We start from the raw sequence: 25,939 nt of genomic DNA, 5'->3' as shown, positions 1-25,939 counted from the left end.
CGCCATCCGTCGAAACGATTCGACGAATCGCAGCGGGGCATCTCCGTGGACGCAGTCGCAGTCGCAGTCGCAGTCGAGTTAAGGACCCCCACATGAAGTTCACCGACGGCTACTGGCTGCTGCGCGAGGGCGTCACCGCGGCCCACCCCGCCGAAGTCCTCGACGTCACCGAGTCGGACGGCGCGCTGGAGATCCACGCGCCGACCCGGCCCATCCGCTCGCGCGGCGACCTGATGACGGGACCGGTCATGACGATCAACGCCCACACACCGATGCCCGACGTCATCGGCCTCACCCTCACCCACTTCGCGGGCGAGCAGCCGCGCGGCCCCCGGTTCGAGGTCGCCGAGTCGGAGGAGACCGCCCCGCAGATCTCGTACGACGACGAGCACGCGACCCTGACCTCCGGCGCGCTGTCGGTCCGGGTCGCCCGCACCGGCCCCTGGCACGTCGAGTTCCTCGCCGGCGGCCGCACGCTCACCTCCAGCGGCCCCAAGAGCATGGGCATCATGCGGGACGCGACCGGGGCGCACTACCTGCGGGAACAGCTGGTCCTGCGCGTCGGCACCTCCGTCTACGGCCTCGGTGAGCGCTTCGGGCCGCTGGTCAAGAACGGGCAGGTCGTCGACATCTGGCAGGCCGACGGCGGCACATGCAGCGAGCAGGCCTACAAGAACGTGCCGTTCTTCCTGACCGACGCGGGCTACGGCGTCTTCGTCGACACCCCGGGCAAGGTCTCCTTCGAGGTCGCCTCGGAGGTCGTGTCCCGGGTGCAGTTCAGCGCGGAGGCCCAGGAGCTGACGTACTACGTCATCCACGGCCCGACCCCGAAGGACATCCTCCGCAAGTACACGGCCCTGACCGGCCGCCCGGCGCTGCCACCCGCCTGGTCGTTCGGCCTGTGGCTGTCGACGTCGTTCACGACGTCGTACGACGAGGAGACGGTCACCTCCTTCGTGGACGGCATGAGAGAGCGCGAACTCCCCCTGTCCGTCTTCCACTTCGACTGCTTCTGGATGCGGGAGTTCAACTGGTGCGACTTCCAGTGGGACCCCAGGGTGTTCCCCGACCCGGAGGGCATGCTGGCCCGGCTGAAGGCGAAGGACCTGCGGGTCTGCGTCTGGATCAACCCGTACATAGCCCAGCGCTCGCCCCTGTTCGCGGAGGGCAAGGCGCTCGGGCACCTGCTGAGGCGGCCGGACGGCAGTGTCTGGCAGTGGGATCTGTGGCAGCCGGGCATGGCGCTGGTCGACTTCACCTCCCCGGCCGCCCGCGACTGGTACGCCGGCAAGCTGGAGGCGCTCCTCACGCAGGGCGTCGACTGCTTCAAGACCGACTTCGGCGAGCGGGTGCCCCTCGACGTGGCCTGGTCCGACGGCTCCGACCCGGAGCGGATGCACAACTACTACACCTACCTCTACAACCGCACCGTCTTCGACGTGCTGCGCAAGCACCGGGGCGAGGAGGAGGCGGTGGTCTTCGCCCGCTCGGCGACGGCCGGGAGCCAGCAGTTCCCGGTGCACTGGGGCGGCGACTGCGAGGCGACGTACGAGTCGATGGCGGAGTCCCTGCGCGGAGGCCTGTCGCTGGGCCTCTCCGGCTTCGGCTACTGGAGCCACGACATCGGCGGCTTCGAGGGCACCCCCACACCCGCGCTGTTCAAGCGGTGGCTGGCGTTCGGCCTGCTGTCCTCGCACAGCCGGCTGCACGGCAGCTCGTCGTACCGCGTCCCCTGGCATTTCGACGAGGAGTCCGTGGACGTGGCACGGAAGTTCACCCGTCTGAAGCTGCGGCTCATGCCCTATCTCTACGAGGTCGCCCGCACCGCCCACACCGAGGGCGTGCCGATGATGCGGGCGATGGTGCTGGAGTTCCCGGACGATCCCGGGTGCGCGCATCTGGAGCGGCAGTACATGCTCGGCCCTGACCTGCTGGTGGCGCCCGTCTTCAGCGACGAGGGCGACGTGGCGTACTACGTCCCCGAGGGCACCTGGACCCACTACCTCGGCGGGGAGACGGTGACCGGGCCGCGCTGGGTGCGCGAGAAGCACGGCTTCGACAGCGTGCCGCTGCTGGTGCGGCCGGGTGCGGTGATCCCGGTGGGCGCGGTGGACGACCGGCCCGACTACGACCATGCCGACGGGGTCACCCTGCGGGCGTTCGGGCTGGAGCGGGGCGCGCAGGTGACGGTGCGGGTCGGGGAGGTGGCCTTCACGGTCGTACGGGAGGGCGACACGCTGCGGGCCTCCTGCAGCGACCCCTCCGCGCCCTGGGCTCTGGCCGCCGGGGAGCGCGAGGCACGGGCCCGGGCGGGGGCCGGGTTCCTGACGGTGGAGACGGCCTGATGGTGAAGATCACTGACGTGGCCCGGCATGCCGGAGTCTCCGCCAGCACGGTGTCCTACGCGCTGAGCGGCAAGCGTCCGATCTCCGAGGAGACCCGGCGCCGCGTCGAGGAGGCCGTCCGCCTGCTCGGCTACCGCCCGCACGCCGGCGCCCGCGCACTGGCCGGCCGGCGGTCGAACGTGCTGGCGCTGGTGGTGCCGTTACGGGCCGGGATCAATGTGCCGGTGGTGATGCGGTTCGCGGTGTCGGTGGTGACGACGGCGCGACGGTACGACCATGACGTACTGCTGCTCACCCAGGAGGAGGGCGAGGAGGGGCTGCGGCGGGTCGCGGACACGGCGCTGGTGGACGCCCTGATCGTGATGGACGTCCAGCTGCACGATCCCCGGCTGCCGCTGTTACGGGACCTGGACCGCCCGTCCGTGCTGATCGGCTTCCCCGCCGACTCCGACGGACTGACCTGCGTCGACCTCGACTTCAAGGCGGCGGGCGAGGCCTGCGTGGAGCATCTGGCGCGGCTCGGACACCGGGCGGTGGCGCTGGTGGGCTCTCCGCCGGAGGTGTACGTACGGCAGACGGCCTTCGCCCAGCGGGTCGTCCAGGGCTTCACGGCCGCCGCGGACCGGGGCCGCCTGTCGTCCGCGGTGCACCCCTGCGAGGCGTCCCCGGCGGCTGCCCGCGCGGTCGCCGAGCAACTGCTCTGCGAACAGCCCGCGTTGACGGGAGTGGTCGTCCACAACGAGGCGATCCTGGAGCCGCTGATCGACGCCTTCGAACAGCTGGGCCTGCGCGTGCCCGCCGACCTGTCGATCACCGCGATCTGCCCCGACGAACTCGCCGAGTCACTGCGCCTACCGGTCACCTCGATCGCCCTGCCGTCCACCGAGGTGGGCACGCGGGCCGTGGAACTGCTGATGCGCAAGCTGGACGGCAAGGACGCACCGGAGGCGACGCTGCTGCCGCCGAGGATGACGGAACGGGCGAGTACGGCGCGGCGGGCCCTTGCGTGACACGGGAGTTCAGCCCGCGAGCCCCCAGGTCAGCCCCAGGCGGTAGGCGGCACACAGGTTCACATCGAGGATGTAGGCCCCGGCGGTCCCGCACTGCTCGGTGCCGCTGCCGGGGTCGACGGGCTGCCCGTGCCCCATGCCCGTGATGCTGTACGTCTCCGCCACCGCCTTCCCGGCCGGGTCACGGAAGACCTGGTGCGGGTAGCCGGCCACGGTGTCACTGACGTCGGCGGTCTGGTCGGCCCCCTGCACATCGGTCCACTGCTTCATCAGGTCGGTCATGTTGACGGGCTTGACGGTGTAGTCGGCGCTGCCCTGGAAGACGGTGAGCGTGGGCCAGGGTCCGGTGTAGCCGGGGCGGGCGGCTCGCACCCGGTCGCCCCACTGCTTCGCTGTCTGCGTGGCGCCGACGTACATGCACACGTACGGCGACCCGGCGGCCTGCGCGCATCCGTACGGCAGCCCGGCGACGATCCCGCCGGCGGCGAACTTCTCCGGGTACGCCGCCATCATCACGGCGGTCATCCCGCCCCCGGCGGACAGCCCGGTGGCATACACGCGCGACGCCTCACCGGAGACGTCGGCGAGCTGCCGGTCGACCATCTGCGCGACGGACGCGGCCTCGCCCTGGCCACGCGCGATGTCGCCGCTCTGGAACCAGTTGAAGCAGGACGAGGCGTTGTTGGCGGTCTGCTGCTGCGGCAGCACCACGGAGAAGCCCCAGCGGTCGGCCAGTTCGGTCCAGCCGCTGCCGGTGCCGTAGCCGGACGCGTTCTGCGTGCAGCCGTGCAGCGCGACGACCACGGGCCGGCCGGCGGGCAGCCCGTCGGGGACGTACCGGAACATCCGCAGCGCACCCGGGTTCGACCCGAACCCGGTGACTTCCTGAAGCGAGGCCGCCGCGGCTGGGCCCGGTGTGAGGAAGGCGGCGATCAGGGCGACCAGCAAGGTCGCCAGGAGAGCTGAACGGACAGGGATATGACGGCTTGCGGCTCTGGTCTGTGTCATGAGGAGGGACCGTAGAAGCGTGAACGACCCGTCGATATGGGGTCGGACAACACATCGGGCACGTCCGCCATGTGAGGGGAAGCGCGGGAGGGCGTGGAAAAGAGCCCTACGGCGTCGGCGTCGGCCGCTGCGTGCCCGGGCGGGCACCCTGGTACGTCTCGTCCTTCTGCCACGGCCCGACGCCGAGCTTCCCCGTCGTCCCGAGGTCCAGTTCCGGCACCACCATCACGGGGCTCGCGCCCGCCTTCGCCCGCACACGGACGTACGGCGCATTCACCGGATCGCCGAATTCGGTGGTGTTCCGCCAGGCCAGCGTGGTCCGCGCGGCCTCGCCCGGCCGCAGCACGACGCGCTGCGGGCTGCCCTCGCCTCCGACGCCGGTGCTGATCCGATCGGTCCCGTCGAGGATCCGCACACCGTCGGCCTTGTCGTGGTCCTCGTCGAGGATTTCGAGTTCCGGGTAGCCGTTGAGTTCGTACGGCCGGGTCCCGCAGTTGACGAGATGCAGCCCGACGACACGCAGGCCCATGGCGGCGTCGCCCTGGTCCGCGTAGACGTGCAGCCCGGACGCGGGGCAGGTCCCCGAGGCGGTCGACGCCTCGTCGGCGGGGACGCTGCGCACCTTGACCACTTCCACGCCCGTCACATCGGCGTCCGGCCCGAGCGACTCCCCCATGGCGACGGTCTTCTTGACGGTCCGCCCCGGCCCGACCGACGTGACGATCTGCTCCGCGTTGTCGACGCTGCCTCCGGACGCCGAGCGGAAGCCGACGGTGACGGTGTAGGTGGCCGCCTCTTTCCCCTGGTTGGTGACCTCGAACTCGGCGGAGAAGTCGGTCCCACAGCCACTCTCCGGGCCCCAGGCGTACAGGCCGGTGACCTTCACGCCGCCCTCGCCCGGACCGTCGAGCGAAGGCAGGGGAAGCGGAGTCGGCGCACCGGAGGCCTGGCCGCCCCGAGCGAAGTCCGACGGACACGGCACCCCGGCACCGGCCGGGGACTCCGAGTCACGCTCCGCACCGCACGCGGCGAGCAGGACTAAACCGGCGAGGACGCTGGGGACCGTACGGAAGGCGGTAGGCATCCGCCCAGTAGATCACCGTCCCCCCGTCGGCCGTCATCCGGCATGACAAAGGCCCCGCTGCCCGAAGGCGGCGGGGCCTTTGCCCACATGGGTTAGGGAGGTTCGGAAACCTCCCGATCGTGGAGATGGCGGGAATCGAACCCGCGTCCAACGGTGCAAAATCAGGGCTTCTCCGTGTGCAGTTCGCTGCGATTTTCTCGGCCCCGGCGATCACGCGAACAAGTCGCCGACGAGCCCAGTCACTGTTAGATTTCCCTCTTCACCCCGTGACCGGGATCAAGGTTTAGTTCCCTAGCTGATGCCAGGATCCGGGTCGGGAACACCCCCGGGCTGACACTTCGCAAGTCGCTACTTAGGCAGCGAGGGCGAAGGAATCGCGCTTGGTATTGGCGATTATTTTTTGCGACATATGGTTTACGAGATCATTGCCGCTTCCTCGACACGCTTCCCCTGCTTCAACAGCCGCTGTCGAAACCGATCATCCCCATGTTTTGTTTTCAATGCGTGCACCCTGCGTTGGGGCGCGATGCCATCGTACGTGACCAACGCCCGCGGATGCCACCGTATTCCTCCGGGCTACGCCTCCCGCTGGCGCCGCTTCGCCGCCGCGATCGCCCGGTCCGACTCCCGCCGGTCCTGCTTCTCCCGCAGGGTCTGACGCTTGTCGTACTCCTTCTTGCCTCGCGCGAGAGCGATCTCGGCCTTCGCCCGGCCGTCCTTGAAGTACAGGGCGAGGGGCACGATCGTGTGCCCCGTCTCCTGGGCCTTGGCCTCCAGCTTGTCGATCTCCTCGCGGTGCAGGAGGAGCTTGCGCTTGCGGCGCGCGGAGTGGTTGGTCCAGCTGCCCTGGTGGTACTCGGGGATGTGGGCGTTGTGCAGCCACGCCTCGCCCCCGTCGATCTGGACGAAGCCGTCGGTCAGCGACGTCCGCCCCTCGCGCAGCGACTTGACCTCGGTGCCCATGAGCACCAGGCCGGCCTCATAGGTGTCGATGATCGCGTAGTCGTGCCGGGCCTTCTTGTTCTGGGCGACGATCTTGCGCTTGCCGCCCTTCTCGCCGTCCCTGGACTTCGCGGCCGCCCCGCCCTGCTTGGGCTGGGACTCCTTCGGTACGTACATTCCCTTGCTCATAGTGCCGTCCATTTTCGCACTACGGAGGGGGTGCGCGGAAAGCCCATTTACGAGGCGCTACGAGTCGCCGAGGCCGCTGAGGACCGTCGCGGCCCGCTCCAGGACGCCCCGGTCGGCCTCCAGGTCGGGCGTGATCCCCTCGCCGTCGACGGCCCGTCCGGAGGGGGTGCGGTAGTGGCCGACGGTCAGCTCGGCGACGGAGCCGTCGGGGAGGCGGCTCGGCATCTGGACCGAGCCCTTGCCGAAGGTGCGGGTGCCCACGACGACCGCGCGACCGCGGTCCTGGAGCGCACCGGTGAGCAGCTCGGCCGCGCTCATCGTGCCGCCGTCGACGACCGTGACCAGGGGTCGGGTGGTGTCGCCGCCGGGTTCGGCGTGCAGGGCGCGCTGGTCGCCGTCGACGTCGTACGTCGCGACGAGGCCGCCGTCGAGGAAGGCGGAGGCGGCGGTGACGGCCTCGGTGACCAGGCCGCCGGAGTTGCCCCGCAGGTCGAGGACGATGCCGGCGGCGGCCGGGGACTGCCGTACGGCGGAGCGGACCGCGTCGCCGGAGCCCTTGGTGAAGGAGGCGATCCGGATGACGGTGATGCCGCCGGCGAGTTCTCGAACGGTGACCGAGTCGGTGGACAGCACGGCCCGGCGCAGAGTGAGGTCCCACGCGCGCGTGCCGCGCTCCAGCCCCACCGTCACGGCCGTGCCGGCGGGCGCGTCCTTCGCGTCACCCCTCAGTAACGAGACGACCTCGGTGACCGGACGCCCGTCGACCTTGGCGCCGTCTACGCTGCGCAGCCGGTCGCCCGCGCGGATCCCGGCGGTGGCCGCGGGCGACCCCGCGCGCACCTTGGTCACCTCGATACGGCCGTCCCGCTCGCGCCGCGCCCAGAGCCCGACGCCGGTGTACTCGCCGTCGAGGGCCTCCTCGAACTCCTCGTACTCGCCCTCGGAGTAGACGGCGCCCCAACGGTCCCCGCTGCGGCTGACCGCGCGCTCGGCGGCCTCCACGGGGGACTCGCCGGCGGCCATGGCCTCGGCGGCCACCTCGGCGATGTCCTCGTGCCGGACCGCGGAGGTGTCCGAGCGGGTTGCGCCGTCCGGGGACTTCCGGTCGGGGCCGGGCAGCGAGCCGGTCGCGGCACCGGCGACGAGCACGCTCGCGAAGACCAATGTCAGGGCGGCCCCGCGGCCGAAGCGGCGGGGCTGACAGAACAGGTCACGACCTGACATGCCGGTGAGTCTAGGACAACGCAAGGGGCCGTACGGTCCGTTGCCCGTACGGCCCCCTTGGCGTTGGTCACACCTTCAGGTACTTGCGCAGCGCGAAGAACGCCGCCAACGCCGGCATCAGCAGGCTTGTCGCGAGGATGAGCGGGAGCTTGGTCAGGACGGCGTCCCAGCCGATGAAGTTGACCAGGGTCAGCTGGTCCGCCAGGGCCAGTCCGTGGTCGATGAGGAAGTACCGCGCGATCACCAGGAACGCGCAGGCGACCGTCCCGCCGATGAGCCCGGCGACCGCGGCCTCCATGATGAACGGCGCCTGGATGTAGAAGCCCGAGGCACCGACCAGGCGCATGATCCCGGTCTCACGCCGCCGGCTGAACGCGGACACGCGCACGGTGTTGACGATCAGCATCAGCGCGACGACCAGCATCAACGCCATCACCGCGCGTGCCGCCCAGTTCATACCGTTGAGCAGCTTGAAGAGGTTGTCCAGGATGCCCTTCTGGTCCTGCACGGACTGCACGCCGTCTCGCCCGTTGAAGGCGGTGGCGATGACCTGGTACTTCTCCGGGTCCTTCAGCTTGATCCGGTACGACTCCTGCATCTGGTCCGGCGTGAGGGAGGCGGCCAGCGGGGAGTCGCCGAACTGCTCCTTGTAGTGCTTGTACGCCTGGTCCTGGGACTCGTACGTCGTCTTCTCGACGACCGACATCTTGCCCAGGTCGGCGAGGATCTCCTTCTTCTGGTCCTGGGTGACCGCGCCCTTGGCGCAGTTGGGGTCGGACTCGGCGTCACTCTTGTTGCAGAGGAAGACGGAGACGTTGACCTTGTCGTACCAGTAGCCCTTCATGGTGGTGACCTGGTCGCTCATCAGGAGCGACCCGCCGAACAGGGCGAGCGACAGGGCGACGGAGACGACGACGGCGAACGTCATCGTCAGATTGCGGCGGAGACCGACACCGATCTCGGACAGTACGAACTGGGCGCGCATGGCGTCTGGTTGAGCCTTTCCGTGGACGGTGCGGTCAGTGCTGGTAGCCGTAGACGCCGCGTGCCTGGTCGCGGACGAGGCGGCCCTGCTCCAGCTCGATGACGCGCTTGCGCATCTGGTCCACGATGTTCTGGTCGTGCGTGGCCATCACCACGGTGGTGCCCGTCCGGTTGATCCGGTCGAGCAGCTTCATGATGCCGACGGAGGTCTGCGGGTCGAGGTTGCCGGTGGGCTCGTCGCAGATGAGCAGCTTGGGCCGGTTGACGAAGGCCCGCGCGATGGCGACGCGCTGCTGCTCACCACCGGAGAGCTCACCCGGCATCCGGTCCTCCTTGCCGCCCAGCCCGACGAGGTCGAGCACCTGGGGCACGGACTTGCGGATCTCGCCGCGCGACTTGCCGATGACCTCCTGCGCGAAGGCCACGTTCTCCGCGACCGTCTTGTTCGGCAGCAGCCGGAAGTCCTGGAACACCGTCCCCAGCTGGCGCCGGATCTGCGGCACCTTCCAGTTGGAGACGCGCGCGAGGTCCTTGCCCAGGACGTGCACCTGCCCGTGGCTGCACCGCTCCTCGCGGAGGATCAGCCGCAGGAAGGTGGACTTTCCGGAGCCGGAGGACCCCACGAGGAACACGAACTCGCCCTTCTCCACTTCCAGGGACACATCCCTGAGTGCGGGGCGGGTCTGCTTGGGGTAGACCTTGGAGACATTGTCGAATCGGATCACGGATGCACCACGGGTCGCCGGGGGTAGATGTGCGTGACCATACGCGAACCGGAGGGCGAGGCGCAGTCGCCAGGACGGGTTGCGTAAGCCTTGTGCACTTTTGTTCCGGTTGCGCTCTTGAGGGCCGGCGGGACAGCGCCCCTGAAAGGGGCGCGGGGAACTGCGCGAGCAACCCCAACGGCGCCGCAGCCGCGAAACCCCCTCAGCCACCCCTCTGGGAGCGACCCGGCGCAGCTTCCGCAGGAACCTGGCACAGTAGAGGAGGGGAACGTTCTCGAGGCCGAGCCCGTTGAACCCCCGGAGGGAACACGCTGAGGAGGGTGGCGCATGACGTACGACCGGCTGGTGTGCGCGAACTGTGCCGCGCCCGTGAGTGAGGGCCGCTGCCCCGTCTGCCGGGCGAACCGTGAGCGGCTGCAGCAGGAGAGCCCCTTCGCGGGCCTGAACCCGATGACATTGATCGCCCTGCTGGCGGTGCTGATCGCGGCGGTCGCGCTGCTGGCGCACCAGACGGCGTAGGGCGGCGCACCCACCGCACACGGACATGGCGAGGGGCCCGGAGCGCAGCGCGCTTCGGGCCCCTCGGCCGTACGACCTACGTCACACGGCGTGTATCAACGGCTACCGTCAGGCAGCCGCACCGCCGCGGCCGCCCACGAGGCGCGGGAGGATGCGGAAGCCGACACCGCCGGCGATCATCGTGGCAGCGCCGACCAGCAGGAACGTGGTCTGAGCCGCACCGGTCTCGGCGAGCTCGTCGCCGCCGCCCTGGGCGGTCGTGCTGGTGCCCGTGCCGGTGTTCTCCGTGCCGGTGTCGGCGAGGCCCGAGGAGCCCTCCTGCTGCGGGGAGGTGCCACCGTCGGGGTTGGTGTTGTTGCCGCCACCATTGTTGCCGTTGTTGCCGTCGTCGTTGCCGCCACCGTTGTTGCCGTCACCCGGGTCGGTCGGGTCGGTGGTCGGGTCGTCGGTGGGGTCCGTCGGCTCGGTCGGCTCGGTCGGGTCCACCGTCGGGTCCGTCGGGATGTCCGTCGGCACGTCGGTCGGGATGTCCGTGGGGATGTCCGTCGGCGGGTCGGTGGGAACCGGCGGGTCGGTCGGGTCCTCGTTGTCCCCGAGGCAGATGCCGAGCAGGCAGCCGTCGCCCTCCGTCTCCGCGGCAGATGCGGCACCCGCAGCGGTCAGCGAGGCACCGGCCGCGATCACGGCGCCGGCTGCGAGCCGCGCGATACGGATCCGCGTCTTCTTCGTCATGTGGTTGCTACCCCCAGTAGCTGAATCGTCAATGAGGCGGGCGCCAGGGACTTGTGATCGACGGAGGTAGCTGAACTTGAGCCCCCCGGTTCACATGCGCCCCAGAGACACGCATGCCACGCTTTACCCTTCCCATTTTTCAAGGACTCGTCAAGGCCGTTTGCGGCCGCCATGTCCAATAACGGGAGCTATGGGGAGGGTTGGAGCCTGTGAGTGTGATGTAAAACCCAGACATGCAGGCACAGAAAAGGCAACTGCCGCCGAGGTGGCGGCAGTTGCCTTGTCGACAAAGTTACTTCTCTTGCTGCTTGCGCCAGCGAATTCCGGCTTCGAGGAACCCGTCGATCTCGCCGTTGAACACGGCCTCGGGGTTGCCGACCTCGAACTCGGTCCGCAGGTCCTTGACCATTTGGTACGGGTGCAGCACGTAGGACCGCATCTGGTTGCCCCAGGAGCTGCCGCCGTCCTTGAGGGCGTCCATCCTGGCCCGCTCCTCCTGGCGCTGGCGCTCCAGCAGCTTGGCCTGGAGGACGTTCATCGCGGTGGCCTTGTTCTGGATCTGGGACCGCTCGTTCTGACAGGAGACGACGATGCCGGTGGGGAGGTGGGTGAGGCGCACCGCGGAGTCGGTGGTGTTGACACCCTGACCACCGGGCCCGGAGGACCGGTAGACATCCACCCGCAGCTCGGACTCGTCGATCTCGATGTGGTCGGTCTGCTCGACCACGGGAAGGATCTCGACGCCCGCGAAGGAGGTCTGCCGGCGCCCCTGGTTGTCGAAGGGCGAGATGCGCACGAGCCGGTGGGTGCCCTGCTCGACCGAGAGGGTGCCGTAGGCGTACGGCACCTGCACGGCGAAGGTGGTCGACTTGATGCCGGCCTCTTCCGCGTACGACGTCTCGTAGACCTCGGTCTTGTAGCCCTTCTGCTCCGCCCAGCGCAGGTACATCCGCTGCAGCTTCTCGGCGAAGTCCGCGGCGTCCACGCCGCCGGCCTCGGCGCGGATGTTGACGAGCGCCTCACGGGCGTCGTACTCCCCGCTGAGCAGCGTCCGCACTTCCATCTCGTCCAGTGCCTTGCGGACGGCGGAGAGCTCGGACTCGGCCTCGGCACGGGTGTCCGGGTCGTCCTCCTCCTCGGCCATCTCGAACAGCACGGCGAGATCGTCGATCCGCGAACGCAGGGCCTCGGCCTTCCTCACCTCCGCCTGGAGGTGGGACAGCTTGCTGGTGATCTTCTGCGCCTCGTCCGGGTTGTCCCACAGGGACGGCGCGGCCGCCTGCTCCTCGAGCACGGCGATGTCTGCCCTCAGCTTGTCGAGGTCCAGAACGGCCTCGATCGACTCCATGGTCGAGGAGAGGGACTTGAGCTCTTCGGATACATCGACGACTGCCACGCCTCCAGCGTAACGGCTCCGCCAAGCGGGGAGCTCCGGGTGCCGTGGGCTGACGAGGTCTTCGGCGTTACCGGGGCATTTGCCCACTCCCGTCCCTAGGCCCCCACCCACCCGTAAGCAGCCGTCTCCTCTCAACGCCGGTCCGTGTCATTCAGCCCGTCCGGCGTTTGCGGACGAGGCCCGTTCAGGGCCGATAGCGGGGGTCTGGGGGCGGCGGCCCCCAGAAAGGCCGGGGTCGACGGGGCAGAGCCCCTGGAGGATGGGACGGGTAGGGGCGGCGGGGGCGAGGAGGCTACGGGGTCGCCGGGGCCGAGTTGTTCGAGTCCTGGGGTGTCGCGCCGGCGTCGTCCTCAGCGGTGGCCAGCCACGTGCCCACGCCCGCCGCCGCCACCAACGCCACCGCCGCCGCGCCGAGCGCCACCCGGCGTCGCCGAGTCGCCGCCCGATGGCGGGCCGAGCCCGGCCGGGGGGCACCCGCCGCCCGCGGGACGCGTGCCGTGCCGCGCGCACCGCCCGCCAGCTCGTCCGGCCCCGGCACCCTCATCGACGTATGGGTGTCACGGTTGGAGTCGGCCGGCTTGGCGCCCGGCACCAGGGGCACCGCACCCCGCCGCCGTACCCGCTCCCCCGCCGGCACCGCCTCCTCCGCGACCGGAGTCTCCTCCTCCGCGGGCTCCGCGTCCGGCTCGTCCACGTCCAGCGGCGGCATCCCGGCCAGCATCGGCAGCAGCTCCCGCAACCGCGCCCCCAGCTCCGACGCCCGCAACCGCGAGGCCGGCGCCTTCGCCAGGCACTGCACGATGAGCTGCCACAGCTCGTCGGGGATGCCGGGCAGAGGAGCCACCGTCTCGGTGACGTGGCGGCGGAGGACCGCGCCGGGGTGGCCGCCGCCGAAGGGGGTGAAGCCCGCCAGCAGCTCGTACAGGACCGTGGCGAGCGCGTAGATGTCGACCGCCGCCCGAGGAGGCAGGCCCTCCACGATCTCCGGCGCCAGGTAGTCCGGCGTACCGATGATCTTCGTCGCGCGGGTGCGGCGCGGTGAGTCGATGAGTTTCGCCACACCGAAGTCCGTCAGCAGGGCGGGGTGGGAGCCGCCCGGCCCGAGCGGGCCCTGCATGTCCAGCAGGACGTTCTCCGGCTTCACGTCCCGGTGCACGACCCCGGCCGCATGCGCCGCCGCCAGCCCGTCCGCGATGTCCGCGACGATCGCCACCGCCGCCTCGGGCGCGAGCCGCCGGTCGCGGTCGAGCCTGGTGCGCACGTCCGTGCCCCGGACCAGGTCCATGACCAGCGCGAGGTCGTTGCCGTCGACGACGAGGTCGCGTACGGAGACCACGTTCGGGTGCTCCAGACCGAGCAGCGCCGTCCGCTCCTGCACGAAGCGTCCGACGAGCTCCTGGTCGGACGCGAGATCCTCACGCAGCAGCTTGATGGCGACGGGCCCCTCGGGCCCCTCACCCAGCCACACCGTGCCGGCGCTGCCCCGCCCCAGGATCTGGTTGGCGGTGTACCGGCTGCCGATCTTCCGTGCCAAGACTGCTCCTACCGACGCGTGTAGTCGCTAAAACTACGCGCCCGAAGAGCCAACCTTCACTGCAGAGGCGGAAATCACCCGCCAGGTGTCGACAAATCACCAACCCGGCCGAGGCCGTGCCTCGTCGGCTCGGCGGCTCGTCGCCGCGTCGCCTCGTCCGGTCAGTTGGTGCCCGAGCTCCCGCCCAGCTCCCCGATCCAGCCCGTCACGGTGCTGAACCAGTCGGTGAGCTGGTCCCAGTAGCCCTTGCCCGTGCCGATCCACTCCTGCAGCGGGCTCAGCTCCCAGACCAGCCAGCCCGCGACGAACAGGATGATGATCGTGAACAGGCACCCCTTGAGGCAGCCGAGGCCGGGGATCCGCATCGGATTGGAGCTGCGCTGACGCGGCTGACGCGGCTCGCGCTGCGGCCGCTGCGGCTCCGGCGGCGGGGCGTACCGCTGGGGCTGCTGCTGCGGCTGGCGCTGGGGGGCGTACGGCTGCGGCTGGTGCTGCTGCGGCTGGCCGTACCCCTGCGGCGGCCGGCCCTGCGGAGGCCGCTGCTGCTGGGGGTGCGGCGGCTGCTGCGGGCGGGCGACCTGCCGCTGGGGGCGGCGGCGCAGCGGGTCCTGGTTGGGGTCGAGGTACTGGACCTGCGTCTGCTCATTGCGGTCCCGGGCCGCGCGCAGCTGGTTCTGCCAGGGGTGCGGGTCCTCGGGTCCGGGCTGCCCCGGCTGCTGACCGGGCTGTCCCGGGGGCATCGGCGGCATGACCGCCGTCGGGTCGGCGCCGCCGCGTCCGCCCGGACCGCTCGTGTTCGGCAGTACGGCGGTGGGGTCGGCTGCGCCCGCCGGGCCGGGGGCGCCGGTGTGCGGCAGGACGCTGGTCGCGCCGTTCGGGTCGTATGCGCCCGCGCCGTGCTGCAGCACCTGGGTGGGGTCGGCCGAGCCCGGCACGGTGGCCGGCGAGGGGTCGGGGGCGAGCAGTGCGGCGACGCCCTCGGCGGCCGCGATCTGCGCGGAGTTCGCGTGCACGCCGACGCCCTCGGCGACGACGCGCAGGGCGCGGGCGAGGTTCTCGGCGCTGGGCCGCTGTTCGGGGCTCTTGCGCAGGCAGCGTTCTATGACCGTCCACAGGGGGTCGGGGACCGTGGACGGGCGGCGCGGCTCGGCGCTCAGGTGCTGGTGGAGGACCTCGAGGGCGGAGCCGCCGCCGAACGGCGGGCGGCCGGTGACCAGCTCGTAGAGGAGGATTCCGGCGCCGTAGATGTCGACGGCGGACGTCTGCGGGCGGCCCTCGGCGGACTCGGGCGCGATGTACGCGGGCGTGCCGACGAACTCATGGGTGCGGGTCAGGCCCGGGGAGTCGGCGAGCCGGGCGATGCCGAAGTCGGTCAGCATCGGGTGCATCTGGCCGCCGTTCTGCTGGAGCAGGACGTTGGCGGGCTTCAGGTCGCGGTGGACGACGCCGTCGGCGTGGCTGGCGCCGAGGGCGTCGGCGATCTGCGCGGTGAGCAGGGCGGCGGCGACCGGCGAGAAGGGGCCGTTCTCGCGGAGGTAGCGGTGCAGGTCGGGGCCATCGACGAGGTCCATGACCAGCGCCAGCAGCTCACCCTCGACGACCAGGTCGCGGACCCGGACGATGTTCGGGTGGGTCAGCCGGAGCAGGACGGACCGCTCCCGCAGGAACCGCATGACGATGTCCGCGTCGCTGGCGAGCTCCTCCTTGAGGACCTTGATCGCGACGGTCTCGCCGGGCTGCCCCTGCACTGCCGCCTCGGCGCCCGCGGTCTCCCGCTGACGGGCTCGCCAGACGGTCCCCGTGGCGCCACGTCCGAGCGGCTCCTCGAGGAAGTACTTGCTGCCTACCGGCCGCACGTCGCGCTCCCTGCTGCTTGCCTACGTTCCGATCCACTGTAGTGCCGTCCCCCACGGCACCGGCCTGTCGTCATTCTGTCCGTCTTACGTACGGCTTCCCGTACATGTTCGAAGGAAAGACGCTCGGCTCTGTCTGGTGGTTGCCGCAAGCGGACGTGAGCGATCTCAACTGATCACCGGCAGTGCAGTTGTCAGGCACTTTTGCGGGCAGAGCCGACCAATCAAGATCACTTGCCTTCGGGCGGGGGGCGCGTTGTCAGTGGCAGGTGCGAGGATGCGTGGAGTACTGGCCGAAGTGCTCGTGTGGGGTGGGGAGATCCATCGGACGGCCCCTGGTCCGCGCCCGCGCAGAAGGGACCGCTGACGCCGATGCAGATCCGGCTGACCGTCGTAGACCCGCTGGCCCCGCCTGCCCCGGCGCGAGGCCGAGCCGCGAGCTGCGACGTGCTGGTCACGGCGCCCGCGGGCACGGCCCTGGCCGCGGTGGCGTCGGGGCTCGCCTCGGCGGTGTCCGGGGGCGACGGCCCGGTCGTGCTGTACGCCGGGGCGGAGCGGCTGGACGACCGGCGCAGCACGCTCGGCGAGCCCCCGCTGACGGACGGCGCGGTGCTGTCCCTGGGCGCCCCGCAGGCGCCCGAGCCGCACCCCGAGCTGGACGACGCCCCGACCCAGCTCCATGTCGTGGCCGGCCCGGACGCGGGCGGGGTCCATCTGCTGCACGGCGGCGAGATCCGCATCGGCCGCTCCGCCGACGCCGACGTCCCGCTCGACGACCCGGACGTCTCCCGCCTCCACTGCGCGGTCACGGTCGCCGCCGACGGCCGCGTCTCGGTCGCCGACCTCGCCTCCACCAACGGCACCACGCTGGACGGCTCCGGCGTGAGCACCCGCCCGGTGCGGTTCGCGCCGGGGTCGCTGCTGCGGATCGGCGAGTCGGCCCTGCGGCTGGCTCCGGCCGGCGGGCCGGGGGCGCGGGTGCGGACGGAGCCGGACGGGGAGGGGCATGTGCGGGTCCCGTCCGGGGACGACCGGGACGCCCCCCGCCCGGGAAGCGACGGCCCGGCGGCGCCCGCGCGCGGTACCGCCACGCCGCCTCACGCACGCGTGGCGGACGGCGGCGACGCGTCCGCTCCCTCCGGAGCCCTGTCGGCCGCTCAGGAGCACGATCCCGTCGAGCCGCCCGTCGTGCCGCTCCAGGGCGGGGCTCCGCGGATAGAACGGCACGCCGGGGAGGCACGGCCGTCTCCGGGACCGCGCGGCGGCGACACACACGGCGCGGGCTTCGGGGTGGGCGCGCTCCAGGCGGGCGACCCGGATCACAGCGGCGCCGAAGACATGTCGGGCGACGGCGGGGGCACCCCGGCGCACGGCGGCAACCGTAAGGGCACCCCGCTGCGGGGCACCGACGTCCCGCCGGGCGTGCGCAGGCGCGGAGGCCTCTCGGCGTGGGCGCGGCGGCTGGCCGGCGGGCGCGGGGAGCAGGGGGCGACAGCCCGGCGTGGGGCCTACGACGACGATGAGCCGCTGGCCCCGACCGAGCCGACCTCGACGACGAACGGCCCCCGCCTGCCGGAGAGATGGCCGGATCCCGCGTCCCTGCTGCTGACGGCCCTGGGGCCCGGGCCCCGGCTGTGGGAGCGCGCACCGGGTCACCCGGAGGCGCTCACGGTACGGCTCGGCACGGCGGACCGGGCGGCGCCCGACGGCTCCGGGCTGCTGCCCGCGGTGCCGGTGACCGCCGATCTGCGCGAGGTCGGGGCGCTGGGTCTGGCCGGCCCGCGCGAGCGGCTGGCGGGGCTGGCCCGCGCGGTGATCGCCCAACTCGCCGCGCTGCACTCGCCGGACACCCTGGAGCTGGTCCTGATCAGCGCGGACCGCTCCCGCCCGTTGGAGGAGCGCACCGCCGAGTGGTCCTGGCTGGGCTGGCTCCCGCAGATCCGCCCTGGCCACGGCCAGGACTGCCGCCTGCTGCTGGCCTACGACCGCGAACAGGCGACGGCTCGTACGGACGAGTTGCTGCGCCGCCTTGAGGACCTGGCGGCGGAGACACCCGCCGGTGCGGGGTCTGCCGGTGCCGTGAGCGGTGCGGGTGGCTCGGCACATGGCGCGGGCGGGCAGGTCCCGGCCCAGCGTGCCGTGCGGCGGCCCTCGTGGGCGCGGGACGACGACCCTGCCGACGGGGCGGCCGGATTCGCGGGGCCGTACAGCGTGATCGTGGTGGACGGCGATCCCGGCGGTGCCGATGTGCGCGAGGCCGTGGCGCGGCTGGCGGCGGAGGGGCCGCGGGCCGGGATCCATGTCGTGTGCCTGGCCGAGACGGCTTCGGCGTCACCCGCGTCGCCGGTGACGGAGACCTACGAGGCGGCGTGCACGGTGTCGCCGGTGTTCCGGGAGTGCGGTGCGGTCGCCCTGCTCAGCGGCGATGTGGCGACGGCGCTGCGGCTGATGCGGGTGGCGCGGGGCGCAATCGCCGATCAGGGCGCGGTCGGCCCTGGCCGCGTGGAGGACGGCACGGTCGGCGACGCCCGTGCAGGATCCGTCCCGGCCTCCTCCACCGACCCCGACCCCGGCCACGGTCCCGTCGGGCACGGCATCGTCGCCGCGGTGGACGCCGTCTCGCTCGCCTGGGCGGAGCGGTTCGCGCGGGCGCTGGCGCCGTTGCGGACGGAGGGTGCCGGCGGCGAGCGGCACGCGCGTGTGTCCGTGCCGTTGCCTCAGGCGGCGCGGCTGCTGGACGAGTTGGGGCTGGCCCGGGCCACACCGGCGTCGCTGATGGCGCGGTGGGCCGACGCGGGCGATGACGCGGAGGCCCTCGGCGGGCGGGCGTGTGCCGTGCTCGGGGCCGGGCCGCGCGGGCCGGTCAGCGCGGACCTCGGCGCCGACGGACCGCACCTGCTGATCGAGGGGCCGTCCGGCAGCGGGCGTACGGAGTTGCTGCGGGCCGTCGTCGCCTCGCTCGCCGCGGCCGAGCGGCCGGACCGGCTGAGCGTCGTGCTGGTGGACGGCCGCGACACGGTGAGCGCGGGCGGCGCACACGGCGACGGACTGCGGGTCTGTACGGACGTCCCCCATGTCACCACCCACCTCACCGCCAACGACCCGGTCCGCATGCGGGAGTTCGCCCAGTCGCTCAGCGCCGAGTTGAAGCGGCGCGCGGAGTTGCTCGGGCGGTCCGACTTCACCGAGTGGCACACGGGCCGTGAGCTGTCGAGCCGGATGGTCGCGCAACGCGCGGCGGGGGCCGGGGCCGGTACCGGGGGCGGTGATCTCACGGGCGATCTCGACACACCGCCCAGCTCCACCATCCGGCTGCGGCCGGGGGCGGCGCGTCGGCAGGCCGCGGCCGTGCCGCCGTTGCCGCGGCTCGTCGTGGTCGTGGACGACCTGGACGCACTGGTCTCGCCCGCGCTCGGGTCACCGGGCAGGCCCGCGGCGGGCTCGGTGATACGCGCGCTGGAGGCCGTGGCCCGGGAGGGCGAGCGGCTCGGGGTGCACCTGGTGGCCGCCGCGGGCATCGGGGGCCGTACGGCGGAGTCGGAGCCGGCCCGCCTGGCGACGCTCCGGGTGACGCTGGACGCGGTCGCCGCGGGGCCGGACGAACCGGCGCCGGGGCGGGGGCGGTTGGCCTGGGCGGACGGGAGAGCGGTGCCGTTCCAGGGCGGGCGGGTCACGGGACGTATTCCGCGGACGGCGACGCTGCGGCCCACGGTGGTGCCGATGGAGTGGCACCGGATGGGCGATCCCCCGGCCCGGCGTCCGGTGCGGGAGTTGGGGAACGGGCCTACGGATCTGGCGTTGCTGGCCAGCGCACTGGAGAGAGCGGCGCGGGAGGTCGCGGCGACCGAGGTGCCGTCACTCCTCTAACGCCGATGGGGGCATTTCAGCCCGTCCGGCGATTGAGGACGAGGCCGTTCAGGCCGATAGCGGGGTCTGGGGGCGTAGCCCCCAGGGACGACGCGAGCCCCCGCCCACCGCACCTATCCGGCCCAATCGTCGGAGACACCCTGTCACGAGGCGGTCACGATCTCCCGCTTGACAGCGGACGCGGTCTTGCCGCCCCCAACCCCAAGGCGTAGACCAGATCAAACGGGACAGCGCTCGAACGTTCGACGAGGCACCAAGAACGGGGCAGTGATGCGCAGCACGAGCAGCAAGAACCGGACAAGCAGGGCCGCCAGGACCGCGGCCGCCGTACTGGCGGGAGCCCTCGCGCTCTCGCTCACGGCATGCGGCGGCGATGACGACGGCGGCGACGAACAGACCGGTTCCGGCCAGGAGACCGCCGGCACCGTCACCCTTCCCAAGCTGAACGGCGAATCCCTTGAGGTCGCCGCCGTGTGGACCGGTGCCGAGCAGGCGAACTTCAAGAAGGTCCTGGCGGAGTTCGAGAAGCGCACGGGCGCCAAGGTGACCTTCGTGCCCGCCCAGGACCCGATCATCAACTTCCTCGGCTCGAAGGTCGCGGGCGGCCAGCCGCCGGACGTCGCGATGCTTCCGCAGCCCGGCGCCATAAAGCAGGCCGTCGACAAGAAGTGGGCCAAGCCCCTGGGCGCCGACGCGATCAAGGAGCTCCAGGAGAACTACTCGCAGGGCTGGCAGGACATCGGCAAGGTCGACGACAAGCAGTACGGCGTCTACTACAAGGCCGCCAACAAGTCCCTGATCTGGTACAACAACCAGGTCTTCGAGAACGCGGGGGCCGCCGAGCCCAAGACGTGGGACGAGCTTCTCACCACCGCGCAGACCGTCTACGACTCCGGCGTCACCCCGTTCTCCGTCGGCGGCGCGGAGGGCTGGACCCTCACCGACTGGTTCGAGAACATCTACCTCTCCCAGGCGGGTCCCGAGAAGTACGACCAGCTGGCGCAGCACGAGATCAAGTGGACCGACCCGTCCGTGAAGGACGCGCTGACCACGCTCGCCCAGGTGTGGGGCAAGAAGGACTATGTGGCGGGCGGCGCGACCGGCGCGCTCCAGACGGACTTCCCGGCATCCGTCACCCAGACCTTCACCGGTGGCGACCAGCCGAAGGCCGCCATGGTCTACGAGGGCGACTTCGCGCAGGTCAACATCACGCAGGCGAAGGCGAAGGTCGGCACGGACGCGAAGGTGTTCCCGTTCCCGGCCGTCGGTGAAACCGCGCCCGTCGTCTCCGGCGGCGACGCGGCCGTCATCCTCCAGGACTCCAAGGCGGCGCAGGCCCTGGCCACCTTCCTGGCCTCCCCGGACGCGGCGACGATCCAGGCGAAGCTCGGCGGCTATCTCTCGCCGAACAAGAACGTGGACAACTCGGCGTATCCGAACGAGGTGCAGCAGAAGATCGCCAAGGCCCTCATCGACTCGGGCGACGACTTCCGCTTCGACATGTCCGACCAGGCCCCGCAGGCCTTCGGCGGGACGCCCGGCAAGGGCGAGTGGAAGGCCCTGCAGGACTTCCTGAAGAACCCGTCGGACATCGCGGGCACCCAGCAGAAGCTGGAAGCCGACGCGGCCGCGGCGTACGGAAACTGACGCCATGGCGTCGACGGAAGCGGCAGGGGCCCCTGAGGCCCCTGCCGCACCCAAGTCGCGCAAGAGTGTCACCGGCACGCGCTTGACCATGGCGGCGCTCTTCCTGCTGCCCGCCCTGGTGCTGCTCGGCGCGCTCGTGGTCTACCCGATCGGGTACTCGGTCGTGCGCAGCTTCTACGACCAGTCCGGCGGCGGCTTCGCCGGGTTCGACAACTACGAGGCCCTCTTCACGGACGACGGCATCCGCACCGCCCTCAAGAACAACATCATCTGGGTGGTGTTCGCGCCGACGGTCGCCACCGCGCTCGGTCTGATCTTCGCGGTGCTGACCGAACGGGTGCGCTGGGGCACGGCGTTCAAGCTGGTCGTCTTCATGCCGATGGCGATCTCGATGCTGGCGGCGGGCATCATCTTCCGCCTCGTCTACGACCAGGATCCGGACAAGGGTGTCGCGAACGCGGTGTGGGTCGGCGTCCACGACACCTTCGCGCAGGCGTCCGCGTTCCCGAAAGCGCACCCGGGCCGGGAATCGCCCCTGGAAGCGGCGCCGGGGGGCGGTTTCATCACCAAGGCCACCGTCAGCGCCGGCACCCCGGTCGTCCTGCCCCTCGTCGGCGTCGCCCCGGACCAGATGCCGGACGACGCCAAGACCGCCGTAGCGCCGAAGGCCGACCCGGGCAAGATCACCGGCACCACCTGGCAGGACTTCACGCGCGGCAAGGGCGTCGGCACGCTCGGCGGGGTCGACGCGTCCGAGCTGGGCTATGCCGGGATGCAGATCGAGGCCGTGAAGGACGGCAAGGTCGTGGCCTCCACGAAGGCGGCCGACGATGGCACGTTCACGTTGCCGGCCGCCGCCGAGGGGGCCCAACTCAAGCTCCCGGCGGACAACTTCAAGGAGCCGTACAACGGGCTGGACTGGCTCGGCCCGTCCCTCGTCACACCGTCCATCATCGGGTCGTACATCTGGATGTGGGCCGGTTTCGCGATGGTGCTGATCGCGGCCGGCCTCGCGGGCATCCCGCGCGAGCTGCTGGAAGCAGCCCGGGTCGACGGCGCCAGTGAGTGGCAGGTGTTCAGAAGGGTCACGGTGCCGCTGCTCGCACCCGTCCTCGCGGTCGTCACCGTCACCCTGATGATCAACGTCCTGAAGATCTTCGACCTCGTCTTCATCATCGCCCCGGGCTCCTCCCAGGACGACGCGAACGTCCTCGCACTGGAGCTGTACCGCAAGGGCTTCTCCGAGGACCAGCCGGGCATCGCCAGCGCGATCTCGGTGTTCCTGCTCCTCTTGGTGATTCCCGTGATGTGGTTCAACATCCGTCGGCTGAGGCGGGAGGGCAGGCGATGAACGTGCACCTGACCGTCTACTGGGGGTTCGGGGGCCGCGCGGCGGCAGCAGCACATCGAATGCAACCCCGGGATGAATGCAGTCCTCGGGCTTGCCTCGCGATGCCCGGGCCGGCCATCGCCACCGACCTGCTTTTCTGCTGGGGGTCCGGGGGTTATCCCCCGGATAGGAGCAGTAACATCCGTCGGCTGAGGCGGGAGGGCAGGCGATGAGTGCGGACGCCGGCAAGGTCACCGAGGCGGCGCCACCGCCGCCGACCGTCGTCAAGGCCGAGGAGTCCCTCGGCGCGCGGCTCGCCGCCTTCGTCAGCGGCGGGCTGGTGCGGGTGTTCCTGATCGTCGTCGGGCTGTTCTGGCTGGTCCCGACGATCGGGCTGCTGCTGTCCTCCCTGCGGCCGCCGGAGGAGATGACCGCGAGCGGCTGGTGGGAGGTCTTCAGCAAGCCCTCCCAACTCACCTTCGACAGCTACGACAAGCTTCTGAGCAACCCCGACATCACCGACTCGATCCTCAACACCGTGCTGATCACGGTCCCGGCGACGGTCCTCGTCGTCCTCATCGGCTCGCTCGCGGGATACGCGTTCGCGTGGATGGAGTTCCCGGGCCGCGACTGGTGGTTCCTGGGCGTGGTCGGCCTGTTGGTCGTGCCGGTGCAGGTGGCGCTGATCCCGATCGCCGAACTCTTCGGCAGCATCGGCATCTTCGGCTCCCTGATCGGCGTGATCCTCTTCCACGTCGGCTTCGGACTGCCCTTCGCGGTGTTCCTGCTGCGGAACTTCTTCGCCGAGATCCCGAGAGAGCTGCTGGAGGCGGCCCGGCTGGACGGTGCCGGTGAACTACGGCTGTTCTTCCGCGTCGTGATGCCGCTCGGCGGTCCGGCGATCGCCGCGCTCGGCATCTTCCAGTTCCTGTGGGTGTGGAACGACATGCTGGTCGCGCTGATCTTCACGGACTCCGGGAGCCAGCCGATCACGGTCGCACTGCAGACACAGGTACGGCAGTTCGGCAACAACATCGACGTCCTGGCGCCCGGCGCGTTCATCTCCATGGTGATCCCGCTGGTCGTGTTCTTCGCGTTCCAGCGGCAGTTCGTGTCCGGCGTGATGGCGGGCGCGGTCAAGTAGGCGCAAGCACAACACGCGTGAGGGTGCGGACCGTCATCGGCCCGCCCCCTCACGTTCATTCATGATCCCCCGTATGCCGTACCGCGGCGTAACCAAGTCACTCCATTGGCCGTTGCCGGGCAAGGCGCTGTCGCCGCCACCGCCCCGGTCGACCCAGTGGATGTCCTTTGCCCAGGTTCAGTGTCATTGTCCCCGCGTACAAGGTTCAGGCGTATCTGCACGAGTGCCTGGAATCGGTGCTCTCGCAGTCGTACCCCGATCTCGAACTGATCGCCGTCGACGACTGCTCGCCGGACGCGTGCGGCGCGATCATCGACGAGTTCGCGGCCCGCGACCCGCGGGTACGCCCCGTGCACCTCGCCGAGAACCAGGGCCTGGGGCCCGCCCGCAACGCCGGTATGGCCGAAGCCACCGGCGACTACCTGGTCTTCCTCGACAGCGACGACACCCTCACTCCCGACGCCCTGCACACGATCGCCGACCGGCTGAAGGAGACCGGCGATCCGGACGTCCTCGTCTACGACTACGCGCGCACCTTCTGGACCGGCGAGACGATCCGCAACCAGGCCGCCGACCGGCTCACCGAGCAGGGCCCGGCACCCTTCCGGCTGGCCGACCGGCCGGGGCTGCTGCGGCTGCTGATGGTCGCCTGGAACAAGGCGTACCGGCGGGAGTTCGTCGAGCAGGAGGGCTTCGCCTTCCCGTCCGGCTACTACGAGGACACGCCCTGGACGTACCCGGTCCTGATGACGGCGGAGTCGATCGCGACCCTGGACCGGGTGTGCGTGCACTACCGGCAGCGGCGCCGCGGCGGCATCCTCGGCACGGTCAGCCATCGGCACTTCGACATCTTCGAGCAGTACGACCGTGTCTTCGCATACGTCGACCGGAACCCCGAACTGGCCCGCTGGCGCCCGCTGTTGTTCCGTCGGATGGTCGACCACCTGATCGTGGTGTTCGCCCGCCGCGACCGCCTCCCGCGCCGCAGCCGCGCCGACTTCCTGCGCCGGGCGCGCACGTACTACCGCCGTTACCGCGTCCCCGGCGCCCCCGCCTCGGCGCGCACCCGCGTCCACTACGCCCTGATCCGCCTGGGCCTGCACCGCACCTACCGCGCCCTGCAGCTGACGGCGGCCCTGCTCCGCCGTACCGGCAAGTTCACCAGCCGCCTGCTGAAGGGCCTGCGCTCCGCCGCCCTGCGCCTGCACTACCGCGTCCAGCGCTGTCTCCCGGTGCGCGCCGACCGCGCGGTCTTCGCCGCCGACGGGGTCCGCGGCCACGGCTGCCACCCGGGCGCCCTGGAGCAGGCGTTCCGCACGCACGCCCCGCGCGTCCGCACGGCCTGGATCGCCGAGGCCGAGCAGCACGACTCCGTACCGACCGGAACCCGGCGGGTGCGTCCCGACACGGCCGCCTACTGGACGGCGCTCGCCCGCTCCAAGTACCTCGTCCACAACGCCGACTTCGACCGAGCCCTGGTCAAGCGCCCCGGCCAGGTCCTCGTGCAGACCCGGCAGGGCACCCCGCTCAAGCACATGGGCCTGGACCTGCGCGAACGCCCGGCCGCCTCCGGGGACACGGACTTCGACGAGCTCCTCGACCACGTCGACCGCTGGGACTACGTCCTGTCCGCCAACCGCCACTCCACCCTGACCTGGGAGCGCGTGTACCCGGGCGGCTACACGACCCTGGAGTACGGCAGCCCGCGCAACGACGTCTTCCAGCAGGCGACCTCGGCGGACGTGACCCGGATCCGCGAGTCCCTCGGCATCCCCGAGGGCGCCGTCGTGATCCTCTACGCCCCCACCCACCGCGACTACCGCCGCACCCAGCACACCCCCCTCGACCCGCACCGCGTCGCTCGCCGCCTCGGCCCCCGCTACGTCGTCCTGACCCGCGGGCACCACCGGCACGGCGGCCCGCTGGCCCCGACCACCGACCAGGTCATCGACGTCACCGGCCATCCGAGCGTCGAGTCGCTGTGCCTCGCCTCGGACGCCCTGGTCACCGACTACTCGGCGATCATGTTCGACTACGCCAACCTGGACCGGCCGATCGTGATCCACGCCGACGACCGGGAGGCGTACGAGGCGGCCCGCGGCACCTACTTCGACCTGCGGTCCTTCCCGCCGGGCGCGGTGTCACGCAACGAGGACGAGCTGATCGACATCTTCGCCACCGGCCACTGGCGCGGCTCGCGCTCCACCCAGCTGCGGTCGGCCTTCCGGATGCGCTTCTGCCCGTACGACGACGGGCGCGCCGCCGAGCGGGTCGTACGCCATGTGGTGCTCGGTGAGACCGGACTCCCGCCTGTCGTGCCGCTGGATCAGCGCCACCCCGTACCGTCGCCACGAGCCTGAAGAGATCCGTTCTCGCTGAAACGGAGTCCGCATGCCCTCCAGCCCG

The 25,939-nt window shown here is 71.2% G+C and carries 18 protein-coding genes and 1 other RNA gene; 8 read left to right on the top strand and 11 right to left on the bottom strand.

Going from position 1 to position 25,939, the window contains the following annotated elements:
* The first annotated feature begins 92 nt into the window (after positions 1-92).
* Both yicI and BLU79_RS39760 read left to right on the top strand, forming a co-directional pair.
* A complete protein-coding gene (yicI, locus tag BLU79_RS39765; protein ID WP_093910908.1) occupies positions 93-2,345 on the top strand; it encodes an alpha-xylosidase in 2,253 nt (750 codons plus the stop codon).
* On the top strand, positions 2,345-3,355 hold the full coding sequence (locus BLU79_RS39760; protein ID WP_093910907.1) for a LacI family DNA-binding transcriptional regulator: 1,011 nt from the start codon (positions 2,345-2,347) through the stop codon (positions 3,353-3,355). Before yicI ends, BLU79_RS39760 begins: the two co-directional genes overlap by 1 nt.
* 9 nt (positions 3,356-3,364) lie before the next feature.
* Here the strand turns inward: BLU79_RS39760 and BLU79_RS39755 are convergent, their stop codons facing one another.
* The 7 genes from BLU79_RS39755 to ftsE all read right to left on the bottom strand — a co-directional run bounded on the left by BLU79_RS39755 (position 3,365) and on the right by ftsE (position 9,511).
* The gene (locus tag BLU79_RS39755) at positions 3,365-4,363 is read right to left on the bottom strand and encodes an extracellular catalytic domain type 1 short-chain-length polyhydroxyalkanoate depolymerase (protein WP_093910906.1); all 999 of its coding nucleotides are present in this window, start codon (positions 4,361-4,363) and stop codon (positions 3,365-3,367) included.
* A gap of 106 nt (positions 4,364-4,469) precedes the next feature.
* A complete protein-coding gene (locus BLU79_RS39750; protein ID WP_093910905.1) occupies positions 4,470-5,447 on the bottom strand; it encodes a DUF4232 domain-containing protein in 978 nt (325 codons plus the stop codon).
* A 117-nt stretch (positions 5,448-5,564) separates the two neighbouring features.
* Positions 5,565-5,933: a transfer-messenger RNA gene (gene ssrA, locus BLU79_RS39745) on the bottom strand.
* A gap of 90 nt (positions 5,934-6,023) precedes the next feature.
* Positions 6,024-6,566, bottom strand: coding sequence for an SsrA-binding protein SmpB (gene smpB / locus BLU79_RS39740; RefSeq protein WP_093910904.1), 543 nt, complete (start codon positions 6,564-6,566; stop codon positions 6,024-6,026).
* A gap of 69 nt (positions 6,567-6,635) precedes the next feature.
* Positions 6,636-7,802, bottom strand: coding sequence for a S41 family peptidase (locus BLU79_RS39735; protein ID WP_093910903.1), 1,167 nt, complete (start codon positions 7,800-7,802; stop codon positions 6,636-6,638).
* Positions 7,803-7,869: 67 nt separating this feature from the next.
* A complete protein-coding gene (ftsX, locus tag BLU79_RS39730; RefSeq protein ID WP_093910902.1) occupies positions 7,870-8,787 on the bottom strand; it encodes a permease-like cell division protein FtsX in 918 nt (305 codons plus the stop codon).
* A gap of 34 nt (positions 8,788-8,821) precedes the next feature.
* A complete protein-coding gene (ftsE, locus tag BLU79_RS39725; RefSeq protein WP_031478235.1) occupies positions 8,822-9,511 on the bottom strand; it encodes a cell division ATP-binding protein FtsE in 690 nt (229 codons plus the stop codon).
* A 327-nt stretch (positions 9,512-9,838) separates the two neighbouring features.
* Here ftsE and BLU79_RS39720 point away from each other — a divergent pair, with 327 nt between their 5' ends.
* Positions 9,839-10,030, top strand: a complete 192-nt coding sequence (locus BLU79_RS39720) for a hypothetical protein (protein ID WP_093910901.1) — start codon at positions 9,839-9,841, stop codon at positions 10,028-10,030.
* A 108-nt stretch (positions 10,031-10,138) separates the two neighbouring features.
* Here BLU79_RS39720 and BLU79_RS39715 read toward each other — a convergent pair whose 3' ends face one another.
* The 4 genes from BLU79_RS39715 to BLU79_RS39700 form a co-directional block, all read right to left on the bottom strand.
* Positions 10,139-10,762, bottom strand: coding sequence for a hypothetical protein (locus BLU79_RS39715; protein ID WP_093910900.1), 624 nt, complete (start codon positions 10,760-10,762; stop codon positions 10,139-10,141).
* Between the two features lie 292 nt (positions 10,763-11,054).
* Positions 11,055-12,158 (bottom strand): peptide chain release factor 2, encoded by a 1,104-nt coding sequence (prfB, locus tag BLU79_RS39710; protein ID WP_093910899.1) that lies wholly within the window; start codon positions 12,156-12,158, stop codon positions 11,055-11,057.
* 292 nt (positions 12,159-12,450) lie between these two features.
* The gene (locus BLU79_RS39705; protein ID WP_093910898.1) at positions 12,451-13,692 is read right to left on the bottom strand and encodes a serine/threonine-protein kinase; all 1,242 of its coding nucleotides are present in this window, start codon (positions 13,690-13,692) and stop codon (positions 12,451-12,453) included.
* A 161-nt stretch (positions 13,693-13,853) separates the two neighbouring features.
* A complete protein-coding gene (locus BLU79_RS39700) occupies positions 13,854-15,548 on the bottom strand; it encodes a serine/threonine-protein kinase (protein WP_093910897.1) in 1,695 nt (564 codons plus the stop codon).
* Between the two features lie 369 nt (positions 15,549-15,917).
* Here BLU79_RS39700 and BLU79_RS39695 point away from each other — a divergent pair, with 369 nt between their 5' ends.
* The 5 genes from BLU79_RS39695 (at position 15,918) to BLU79_RS39675 (ending at position 25,893) form a co-directional block, all read left to right on the top strand.
* Positions 15,918-19,412 carry an FtsK/SpoIIIE domain-containing protein gene (locus tag BLU79_RS39695; protein ID WP_093910896.1) on the top strand — a complete coding sequence of 1,165 codons (3,495 nt, stop codon included), beginning with the start codon at positions 15,918-15,920 and terminating at the stop codon, positions 19,410-19,412.
* A 270-nt stretch (positions 19,413-19,682) separates the two neighbouring features.
* Entirely contained in the window at positions 19,683-21,059 is a 1,377-nt protein-coding gene (locus tag BLU79_RS39690; protein WP_093910895.1) for an ABC transporter substrate-binding protein, read from the top strand.
* A gap of 4 nt (positions 21,060-21,063) precedes the next feature.
* Positions 21,064-22,410, top strand: a complete 1,347-nt coding sequence (locus tag BLU79_RS39685; protein ID WP_093910894.1) for a carbohydrate ABC transporter permease — start codon at positions 21,064-21,066, stop codon at positions 22,408-22,410.
* 208 nt (positions 22,411-22,618) lie between these two features.
* On the top strand, positions 22,619-23,533 hold the full coding sequence (locus tag BLU79_RS39680) for a carbohydrate ABC transporter permease (RefSeq protein ID WP_093910893.1): 915 nt from the start codon (positions 22,619-22,621) through the stop codon (positions 23,531-23,533).
* 167 nt (positions 23,534-23,700) lie between these two features.
* Positions 23,701-25,893 carry a bifunctional glycosyltransferase/CDP-glycerol:glycerophosphate glycerophosphotransferase gene (locus BLU79_RS39675; protein ID WP_093910892.1) on the top strand — a complete coding sequence of 731 codons (2,193 nt, stop codon included), beginning with the start codon at positions 23,701-23,703 and terminating at the stop codon, positions 25,891-25,893.
* Positions 25,894-25,939 lie beyond the last annotated feature (46 nt).

This window comes from Streptomyces sp. cf386, assembly GCF_900103585.1.
Lineage (GTDB): Bacteria > Actinomycetota > Actinomycetes > Streptomycetales > Streptomycetaceae > Streptomyces.
This window is presented reverse-complemented; position numbering and strand designations above follow the sequence as displayed.

What these genes read in the sequence shown, in the direction of transcription:
- yicI (WP_093910908.1), top strand. Translation starts at nt 93, where the DNA reads ATGAAGTTCACCGACGGCTACTGGCTGCTGCGCGAGGGCGTCACCGCG.
- BLU79_RS39760 (WP_093910907.1), top strand. Translation starts at nt 2,345, where the DNA reads ATGGTGAAGATCACTGACGTGGCCCGGCATGCCGGAGTCTCCGCCAGC.
- BLU79_RS39755 (WP_093910906.1), bottom strand. Translation starts at nt 4,363, where the DNA reads ATGACACAGACCAGAGCCGCAAGCCGTCATATCCCTGTCCGTTCAGCT.
- BLU79_RS39750 (WP_093910905.1), bottom strand. Translation starts at nt 5,447, where the DNA reads ATGCCTACCGCCTTCCGTACGGTCCCCAGCGTCCTCGCCGGTTTAGTC.
- smpB (WP_093910904.1), bottom strand. Translation starts at nt 6,566, where the DNA reads ATGTACGTACCGAAGGAGTCCCAGCCCAAGCAGGGCGGGGCGGCCGCG.
- BLU79_RS39735 (WP_093910903.1), bottom strand. Translation starts at nt 7,802, where the DNA reads ATGTCAGGTCGTGACCTGTTCTGTCAGCCCCGCCGCTTCGGCCGCGGG.
- ftsX (WP_093910902.1), bottom strand. Translation starts at nt 8,787, where the DNA reads ATGCGCGCCCAGTTCGTACTGTCCGAGATCGGTGTCGGTCTCCGCCGC.
- BLU79_RS39720 (WP_093910901.1), top strand. Translation starts at nt 9,839, where the DNA reads ATGACGTACGACCGGCTGGTGTGCGCGAACTGTGCCGCGCCCGTGAGT.
- BLU79_RS39715 (WP_093910900.1), bottom strand. Translation starts at nt 10,762, where the DNA reads ATGACGAAGAAGACGCGGATCCGTATCGCGCGGCTCGCAGCCGGCGCC.
- BLU79_RS39695 (WP_093910896.1), top strand. Translation starts at nt 15,918, where the DNA reads ATGCAGATCCGGCTGACCGTCGTAGACCCGCTGGCCCCGCCTGCCCCG.
- BLU79_RS39690 (WP_093910895.1), top strand. Translation starts at nt 19,683, where the DNA reads ATGCGCAGCACGAGCAGCAAGAACCGGACAAGCAGGGCCGCCAGGACC.
- BLU79_RS39685 (WP_093910894.1), top strand. Translation starts at nt 21,064, where the DNA reads ATGGCGTCGACGGAAGCGGCAGGGGCCCCTGAGGCCCCTGCCGCACCC.
- BLU79_RS39680 (WP_093910893.1), top strand. Translation starts at nt 22,619, where the DNA reads ATGAGTGCGGACGCCGGCAAGGTCACCGAGGCGGCGCCACCGCCGCCG.